We start from the raw sequence: 6,691 nt of genomic DNA, 5'->3' as shown, positions 1-6,691 counted from the left end.
TGTGGTCCTGAATGCTGTGATCGCATGGTCCAAACGATTGTCAGACATGCCCTAGTCCGACGCCGCGGAACCCCCGCCGTGCGAGGCTCAACCAGGCATTGTGACCCACTGCACAGCCAGATCCTACGAATGCCGCCCCAGTTCACCATCTGTTCACCCCGGCCGAGCACTCGATTCACCTCGGGACCGTACGGTCGAGTGCGGTGCAGAACCGGGCCAGCCGGACGCTCTGCCCTCACCGTCGTCATCCGATTGAAAGAGGCTCTTCGTGAAGGCTCTCCGCTTCGGCCGCTCCGCCGCCCTCCTGTCCGTGGCCGCCATCGCCCTGACCGCCTGCTCCTCCGCGGACAGCGGCAACGGCGGCTCCGATGCCTCCGGCTCCGCCGGCGGCGAGCAGGGCACCACCTCCGAGGTCCAGGGCAACCTGGTCGGCGCCGGCGCCTCCTCGCAGGAGGCGGCCATGACCGCCTGGACCCAGGGCGTCACCGAGACCGCTCCGAACCTGACCGTGCAGTACTCCCCGGACGGCTCCGGTGCCGGTCGTGAGAAGTTCCTCGCCGGTGCCACCTCCTTCGCCGGCTCCGACGCCGCCCTCAAGGAGGAGGAGGCTGAGTCCGCCAAGAAGAACTGCGGCGACGAGGGCGCGTTCCACGTGCCGGCCTACATCTCCCCGATCGCCGTGGCCTACAACCTGCCGGGCGTCGATGACGTCAAGATGGACGCCGAGACCATCGCCAAGGTGTTCTCCGGCGAGATCAAGAACTGGAACGACGAGGCCATCGCCGCGCAGAACGAGGGCGTCGAGCTGCCCGACACCCCGATCACCGTCGTGCACCGTTCCGACGACTCGGGCACCACCGAGAACTTCACCGCCTACCTCACCGAGGCCGCCGGCGATGCCTGGTCCTACGACGAGGTCGAGACCTGGCCGTCCGACATCACCGCCGAGTCCGCCCAGGGCACCAAGGGTGTCGTGGGCCTGGCCTCCCAGACCGAGGGCGCCATCACCTACGCCGACGCCTCCGCCGTGGGCGAGCTGGGCACCGTGTCCGTGAAGGTCGGCGAGGAGTACGTGAAGTACTCCGCCGAGGCCGCGGCCGCGACCGTCGAGAAGTCCGAGGCCAAGGAGGACGGCTCGATCGAGCTCGACCGCGCCACCGACGAGTCCGGCGTGTACCCCGTCGTGCTGGTCTCCTACCACATCTACTGCAACCAGTACGAGTCGCAGGAGACCGTGGACCAGGTCAAGGCCTTCGCCGAGTACGTCGTGTCCGAGGACGGTCAGAAGACCGCCGAGGAGTCCGCGGGCAACGCCCCGATCTCCGAGGACACCCGCAAGAAGGCCATGGAGCGCATCGAGGCCATCTCGGTCAAGGGCTGATGTCGCTTCTTGTCGGCTGACCCGCCGCCGCTTCGGCCGCCGGGCCCCACGGGCCCGGCGGCTGAAGCCGCGTCAGGGCGCTCGTTCGTCGCGGCCCGTCCATCACCACGCACGTCGATCTGAGGGAAGGCACTGTGTCCTCAACCACCAACGAGGCGGCACCGAAGCCGTCCAGCCTGCGCGGCCCCCGCCGCGGAGCCGCCGGAGACAAGCTCCTCTCCGGCGGGGCCCTGGCGGCCGCCGTCCTGATCCTGCTCGTGCTCGCCTTCGTGGCGGTCTTCCTCCTGACGGAGGCATGGCCTGCCCTGCAGCCGGGTGCGGAGCTCGTGTCTGCGGACTCCTTCTTCCAGTACGTGTGGCCGCTCATGGCCGGCACCGTGATGGTGTCGATCATCGCTCTGCTCATCGCCACCCCGGTCGCGATCGGCGTCGCCCTGTTCATCTCGCACTATGCGCCCCCGCGCATCGCGCAGTCGGTGGGCTTCGTGATCGATCTGCTGGCCGCGATCCCCTCCGTGGTCTACGGCGTGTGGGGCTGGCTGACGCTCGCTCCGCTGATGGTGCCGATCTACGGCTGGCTCAACGAGAACCTGGGCTTCATCCCGTTCTTCGGCGGCTCGGCCACCACCACGGGCCGCACCCTGCTGACCTCGGGCGTCGTGCTGGCCGTGATGGTCCTGCCGATCATCACCGCGCTCTGCCGTGAGATCTTCACCCAGACCCCGAAGCTCCACGAGGAGGCCGCGCTCGGCCTCGGCGCCACGCGCTGGGAGATGATCAAGATGACCGTGTTCCCGTTCGCCCGGGCCGGCATCATCTCCTCGATCATGCTCGGCCTCGGCCGCGCGCTCGGCGAGACCATGGCGGTCACCATGGTGCTCTCCGGCGGCGTCTTCTCCTGGTCGCTCGTGGAGTCCGGCAGGAACCAGACGATCCCGTCGGAGATCGCGCTCAACTTCCCCGAGGCGTTCAACATGCGCCTGCACGAGCTGATCGCTGCCGGTCTCATGCTCTTCATCATCACCCTGGCGGTGAACATGATCGCCCGCGCGATCGTGAACAAGCACAAGGAATTCTCGGGAGCCAACTGACATGAGCACTGTCTCGACTTCTCCCCGGGCCACCGAGGACAGCGTGACGCCGCGGCGTCACTCCCTGACCGAGGGTCAGAAGCCCGGCTGGACCTGGATGGCCGTCGCAGCTGCCGCGGCCGTCGTCGCCGCCGGCCTGACCGTGCTGCTCAGCGGCGCCTTCAACGTCGTCGGTTTCGTGATCATCGCCGCCATCCTCTACATCGCGGGGCTCTACGTGGCCACCCGCGTGATGGAGAACCGGCGCCGCGCCGCAGACGGCCTGTGCCGCAACCTCGTGTGGCTGGCGTTCCTCGTGGCCCTGGTGCCGCTGGTCTCCGTGCTGTGGTCGGTCCTCTCCGCCGGTCTGCCGACCCTGATCGCCAACCCGCAGATCATGGCGTACGACATGAAGGGCATCACCGGCATCGACGACTCGGCGTGGGTGGAGGACGGCAAGCCCGCCGGCGGGCTCGCGGGCGGTTTCGGCCACGCCCTGATCGGCACCGTCGTGATCACGATCATCGCGACCCTGATCTCCGTGCCGATCGGCATGCTCACCTCCATCTACCTGGTGGAGTACAGCCGCGGCGGCTGGTTCTCCCGCGCCATCGTGTTCTTCGTGGACGTCATGACCGGCATCCCCTCGATCGTGGCCGGCCTCTTCGCCTACGCCGCGATCACGTGGGTCCTGACCCTGGTCACCGGCAGCAAGTCCACCGCACTGCAGTCCGTGCAGATGGGTCTCACGGCCGCGATCGCGCTCTCGGTGCTCATGATCCCCGTGGTCGTGCGATCCACGGAGGAGATGCTCCGTGTGGTGCCCAACGAGCTGCGCGAGGGCGCCTACGCCCTCGGCGTGCGCAAGTGGCAGACCATCGCCAAGGTGGTCCTGCCCACCGCGATCTCCGGCATCGCCTCCGGCGTCACCCTGGCCATCGCCCGCGTGGCGGGCGAGACCGCGCCGATCCTCGTGACGGCCGGCTTCGCCACCAGCATCAACTGGAACCCGTTCGACAACTGGATGACCGCGCTGCCGGTGTACATCTACCGCCAGCTGGTCGCCCCGACCTCGCCTACGGCGGCGGACCCCTCGACCGCCCGCGCCTGGGCAGCCGCCCTGCTGCTCGTCACCATCGTCATGCTGCTCAACCTGGCGGCACGGTTCATCGCCAAGGCGTTCGCCCCCAAGAAGGGCCGGTGAGGCCCGGCCGCCCGGAATCCCCCGGGCGGCCGGCCCCGACCCCGTCGCACCCCCCCCAGAGACTTCCACGAAGGAACAGAACCACTCATGTCCAAGCGCATCCAGGCCGTCGACGTCGATGTCTTCTACGGCAAGTTCAAGGCCGTCGAGGGCGTCAACATCGACATCGCCCCCCGCTCCGTCACTGCCTTCATCGGCCCCTCCGGCTGCGGCAAGACCACCTTCCTGCGCAGCATCAACCGCATGCACGAGGTGCTCCCCGGCGCCACCGTGGACGGCCAGCTCCTGCTCGACGGCGAGGACATCTACGGGCCCGGTGTGGACCCGGTCCGCGTCCGTTCCCAGATCGGCATGGTCTTCCAGCGCCCGAACCCGTTCCCCACGATGTCCATCCGCGACAACGTGCTGGCCGGCTACAAGCTCAACGGCACCCGCCTGAACAAGTCCCGTGCGGACGAGCTCGTGGAGAAGTCCCTGCGCGGCGCCAACCTGTGGAACGAGGTCAAGGACCGCCTCGACAAGCCCGGCTCCGGCCTCTCCGGCGGTCAGCAGCAGCGTCTGTGCATCGCCCGCTCCATCGCGGTGCAGCCCGACGTGATCCTCATGGACGAGCCCTGCTCCGCGCTCGACCCGATCTCCACCCTCGCCGTCGAGGACCTGATCAACGAGCTCAAGGAGGAGTACACGGTCATCATCGTCACGCACAACATGCAGCAGGCCGCGCGCGTGGCGGACAAGACCGCGTTCTTCAACATCCAGGGCGTCGGCAAGCCCGGCAAGCTGATCGAGTACGACGACACCAACGTCATCTTCAACAACCCCTCGAGCCAGCAGACCGAGGACTACGTCTCCGGCCGTTTCGGCTGAGCCGCCCCGCGCTCCGTCCCCGACCCCGTCCGGCCGCACGCCGGGCGGGGTCGCGGCGTCTGCGGGGCCGGGCGTCGTCGTCGGGCGCGGCCTCAGGCCAGCGGGAGGAGGGCCAGCGTGCCGAGGAGGCCGAGGAGGGCGCAGGCCACCGGCGTGAGCAGCCACCAGCCGACCACGCGCAGCACGGTGGGCCAGCGCACGGACGCGTAGGTCTGCGTCTGGCCGGCGCCCACGATGGCCGCCGTCGCCGTGTGGGTGGAGGACAGGGGCAGGTGGAACACCAGGGATCCGACGAACAGCAGGCCCGCGGGGATGACGGCGGCCACGGACGCCCGCAGGGGGTCGAGGCGCACGAGACGCTCGGTGAGGGTCCAGGCGATCCGCCAGGCGCCGCCTAGCGTGCCGAGCCCGACCGCGAGGGCGAACAGGAACGCGCCCCCCACGAACTCGGCCGTCAGGGCGTCCGGCGCCAGGACGGACCCGGACCCCACCAGCACGGCGGCCCACAGCACCCCCATGCGCTGACCGGCCTGCAGGCCGTGGCCCATGGCCATGGCGCTGGCGGAGATGCCCAACGCGACGCGGGCCCGGTGCTGGACGTTGACCGTGGTGCCGCGGGTGGCGAGCCGCGTGGCGGGCGCGGTGAGCAGGCGGGCGAGCGCCCACGCGATCAGGGGCGAGAGCAGCAGGCTGAGCAGCACCTCGGCGCGGACGAGGTCGAAGATGGTGTGGGCGACGTCGATGTGCAGGCTCAGGCGCACGGCGAGGTGGCTGCCCGCCAGCGCGGAGATCAGCGCGTGCGTGCTGGAGCCGGGCAGGCGCCGCCACCACAGCAGCAGACCCCACACGAGGGTCACCGCGCAGGACACGCCCACGGCCAGGGGGCCGATCTCGCTGCGCACCGCGGGCGAGGTGAAGTAGTGCACGCTCAGCGTGATGAGCCCGATGCCCAGCAGCGCGCCCACGGTGTTGACCGCTCCGGTCAGGAGGAGGGCCCCGCGCGGTGTCAGCGCCCGGTACCGGACAGGCAGCGCCGCGGCGTTGGGGGCGTCGCGGAACCCCATCAGCGCGCCGACGGCGCACAGCAGCACGAGGACGACGGCGAGCCCCGCGGTCACGGCGCCTCCACCGGCTCAGGACTCACGGACGAGCACCATGCCCAGGTCCATGTTCACGCGGGAGAGGGCCTCGAGCGCCGCGTGCAGCGCCCAGGCGACCTCGCGCTGGCGGTTGTAGTCGCGCTGCAGCAGGTCCATGCCGAGGTCGGCGAGCCACTCGACCATGATCCGCTCCGTGCGGCGGGAGGCGCGCAGCAGCTGCATCCACGTGGCCTCCAGGGCGTCGAGGTCGCGCATCTCGGCGGCGCCGCGGGCGAGCAGCTCGGCCTGCCGCCCCACGGTCTCCAGGACGTCGAGGGCGTGCGTCGGCAGCTCCTCGAGGTCGGCCCGCTGGATCAGCACGCCCGCCGACACGACGCGCCGGGTGGTCGCGTGCACGCCGCTGGCCAGCCGGTAGAGGTCCTGACGGGGCAGCGGAGTCACGTAGGCGCTGCGCAGCGCGGTGAGGAAGGCCATGAGGGTGGCGCTCGAGGACGAGTCGAGCTCCTCGAGCTCACGGGCGGCACGGTCCGCCTCGGGTCCGCGGGTCCCCGCGACCTGGGCCACCAGATGCACGGACCGGTGCAGGGCCTCGGCGAGGTCCGCCATGTGGCGCAGCGCCGGGGTGTCGCGCGTGACGAGCCAGGGCATGCGGGGGGACATGGGCAGCGGTCGCTCTCTCGTCGACGGGTGGCGAAGGGGTCGACGACGACGCCGGACCGGGAACGCCTCTCGGCGGAAGGCCGCTCGCAGCGGCTATGTGTTGGAGCCCGGGGTTACCAGCGGCCCGGCGCCGTCCCCATCAGTCTAGCGATCCGTCCCGAAACGCTCGACCCGCCGCCTCCAGGGCGTCGGCGGTGCTGACCAGGCGCGCGGCCCGGCGGGTGAGGGCGGCGGCGCGGTCCGGGGCGGCGGCCTCGGAGCCCTCGGCGTGCTCGACCTGGCCCAGAGCCACGACGCGGGCGTAGGCCGCGGCGCGCTCGAACGCGACGTCGATCTCGGAGCGGTAGGCGCCCGTGAGGATCGTGTCCGTGAGGCGGCGCAGCTCGGCCGGCCCCGGCGGCTCGACGGC

At 70.6% G+C, this 6,691-nt stretch carries 6 protein-coding genes and 1 pseudogene; 4 read left to right on the top strand and 3 right to left on the bottom strand.

The features are described 5' to 3' along the window. The first annotated feature begins 268 nt into the window (after positions 1–268). From pstS to pstB, 4 genes are all read left to right on the top strand, one after another. A complete protein-coding gene (gene pstS / locus HMPREF3105_RS04330) occupies positions 269–1,381 on the top strand; it encodes a phosphate ABC transporter substrate-binding protein PstS (RefSeq protein ID WP_060974250.1) in 1,113 nt (370 codons plus the stop codon). Positions 1,382–1,515: 134 nt separating this feature from the next. Further along, positions 1,516–2,472: a phosphate ABC transporter permease subunit PstC gene (pstC, locus tag HMPREF3105_RS04325; RefSeq protein WP_049147798.1), complete on the top strand. Its 957-nt coding sequence runs from the start codon at positions 1,516–1,518 to the stop codon at positions 2,470–2,472. Between the two features lies 1 nt (position 2,473). Further along, a complete protein-coding gene (pstA, locus tag HMPREF3105_RS04320) occupies positions 2,474–3,655 on the top strand; it encodes a phosphate ABC transporter permease PstA (protein WP_036384203.1) in 1,182 nt (393 codons plus the stop codon). Between the two features lie 87 nt (positions 3,656–3,742). Further along, entirely contained in the window at positions 3,743–4,522 is a 780-nt protein-coding gene (pstB, locus tag HMPREF3105_RS04315) for a phosphate ABC transporter ATP-binding protein PstB (RefSeq protein ID WP_041103590.1), read from the top strand. 92 nt (positions 4,523–4,614) lie between these two features. Here the strand turns inward: pstB and HMPREF3105_RS04310 are convergent, their stop codons facing one another. The 3 genes and pseudogenes from HMPREF3105_RS04310 to HMPREF3105_RS04300 all read right to left on the bottom strand — a co-directional run. Continuing rightward, positions 4,615–5,640, bottom strand: coding sequence for an inorganic phosphate transporter (locus HMPREF3105_RS04310; RefSeq protein WP_041103591.1), 1,026 nt, complete (start codon positions 5,638–5,640; stop codon positions 4,615–4,617). Positions 5,641–5,655: 15 nt separating this feature from the next. Continuing rightward, on the bottom strand, positions 5,656–6,282 hold the full coding sequence (locus HMPREF3105_RS04305) for a hypothetical protein (protein WP_036314859.1): 627 nt from the start codon (positions 6,280–6,282) through the stop codon (positions 5,656–5,658). A gap of 139 nt (positions 6,283–6,421) precedes the next feature. Further along, positions 6,422–6,691, bottom strand: a pseudogene (locus HMPREF3105_RS04300) (hypothetical protein); the annotation flags it as partial.

It is taken from the genome of Micrococcus sp. HMSC31B01 (genome assembly GCF_001816085.1).
GTDB lineage: Bacteria > Actinomycetota > Actinomycetes > Actinomycetales > Micrococcaceae > Micrococcus > Micrococcus luteus.
This window is presented reverse-complemented; position numbering and strand designations above follow the sequence as displayed.

What these genes read in the sequence shown, in the direction of transcription:
- pstA (WP_036384203.1), top strand. Translation starts at nt 2,474, where the DNA reads ATGAGCACTGTCTCGACTTCTCCCCGGGCCACCGAGGACAGCGTGACG.
- pstB (WP_041103590.1), top strand. Translation starts at nt 3,743, where the DNA reads ATGTCCAAGCGCATCCAGGCCGTCGACGTCGATGTCTTCTACGGCAAG.
- HMPREF3105_RS04305 (WP_036314859.1), bottom strand. Translation starts at nt 6,282, where the DNA reads ATGTCCCCCCGCATGCCCTGGCTCGTCACGCGCGACACCCCGGCGCTG.